Annotated in this window: 1 protein-coding gene; it reads left to right on the top strand. The window is 72.0% G+C overall.

The window, feature by feature from the left end:
• Positions 1 to 352: 352 nt before the first annotated feature.
• Positions 353 to 1,483, top strand: coding sequence for a hypothetical protein (locus tag ACZ4VL_RS40685; protein WP_468211068.1), 1,131 nt, complete (start codon positions 353 to 355; stop codon positions 1,481 to 1,483).
• Positions 1,484 to 1,652: the final 169 nt, after the last annotated feature.

Below are 1,652 nucleotides of genomic sequence, written 5' to 3'. Positions count from 1 at the left end.
AACCAAAGCGCAGAAAAACACACCCCCCCCCCCCCCCCCCCCCCCCCCCCCCCCCCCCCCTACCCCCCCCCCTCCCCCCCCCCCCCCCCCCCGCCGCTGCTGATTTTTGATCTTTCCAGGGCAACCGGTGGGACCCCACGTTGGTCGAACAGTGGTCGGGCGTGCTCGAACGCCCGATCCACACGACACAAGGGGGACCGTGTTGCTGAAGTCGAACCACACGCACGTCACAGTCGCGCAGCGGATCGGGGCGGCCCTGGCTGCCGGCGCGCTCGTGTTCGGCGCCGATGCCGTTGCCCAGGCAGCGCCGTCGCCGAGCCCGGCGGTCCCGGACACCGCGGCAGGAAAACAGATGCCCCAGACCGGGCCGAAGGGCTCCCCGGACCCGTTCGGCGGCCTCGCCACGTCCGAGGAACTCCTGGACACCACGGTCGAGAACGGCCAGAAGCAGAACCTTCCCCTCGGCTTCACGGTGACCGGCGACAAGCCCGTCCAGGGTGCGGAGCTGGGCATCCACCTGCCGCCGGGTCTGGAACTGAAACCCCAGGAACGGCCGTCGAACTGTGAGCACTTCAGAGTCGACCCGGTACGGGACTACGACGACGAGATGCTGTTCTGCAGCTTCACCGGGACCTTCGAGCCGGGCAAGTACTACCGGATCGACACGGGGCTGGACATCACCGCGGCCCCCGAGCTGTGGCGGGACCGGTTCTACGTCACCTGGACGCCGGGCGGCAGGCCGATCTACAAGCCGCAGCAGGGCGGGGTCAAGGGAACCGCCGCTGCCATCAAGGTCGTGCCGTCGGAGCCGTTCAAGGCGTGGCATTTCTGGGGCCGCGAGGTGTGGGTCGAGAACCCCGCGAACAAGCCCGACTTCACCGTGGACGGGTCCTCCGGCAGCGGCCCGGCCGGCGGCCAGGTGCTGCTCAACCCGGGCTGGCAGATCAAGGGCACCGGTTCGGTCGCCACCACTGCGGCCGACGCCAAGGTGGTGGAGACCGAGTTCGTGCTGCCGCCGGGCATCAGCTTCGTCGGCGGCCGCCCGGGTCCTGAGGGGCGCCGGGTGTTCGGCGGGACCGGCGGCTCGGTGAAGGGCGTCTTCAAGATCGAGCCGTGGGTCAAGCCCGGCACCTACCTGGGCGAGTACCGGTACAAGAGCGACCGCCGGCCCGGCGAGCTCAAGATCGCCGACATCGATCGGGACCTCGGCAACAACGCGGCCAAGCTCACCATCACCGTGACGCCGGCCGTCGATCCGCAGCCCAGCCCGTCGGCGTCCGCCTCCGCCACGCCGTCGCCCTCGGCCTCGGCCTCCGCGAGCACCACCCCGAGCACCGGCAACACCCCTGGCCCGAACGGTGGTTCGGGCGGCAAGCTGGCCGACACCGGATCCACCGCGCTGGCCGCGGGCGGCCTCGGCGCCGCGGCCGTGACGCTGGGCGGTGCGCTGTACGCCGTCGGCCGGCGCCGTCGTTCCGCCTAACCGGAGACGCGATGGGCAGCATCAGCGCGCGATGACCGTTCGCGGGTCCCGGGGGGGGGGGGGGGGGGGCCCCCCCCCCCAAAAAACCCCCCCCCCCCCCCCCCCCCACCTGTGGCACGGTTCCGCTCCCCCCCCCCTCCTCCCCCCAGAAAGTGGGGAGGTAGACCCC

The organism is Streptomyces sp. NPDC029014, from assembly GCF_055564695.1.
The sequence above is the reverse complement of the archived record's forward strand: the minus strand, read 5'-3'. Positions and strand labels throughout refer to the sequence as shown.

Coding starts and splice junctions, on each gene's coding strand:
- ACZ4VL_RS40685 (WP_468211068.1), top strand. CDS start 353: ATGCCCCAGACCGGGCCGAAGGGCTCCCCGGACCCGTTCGGCGGCCTC.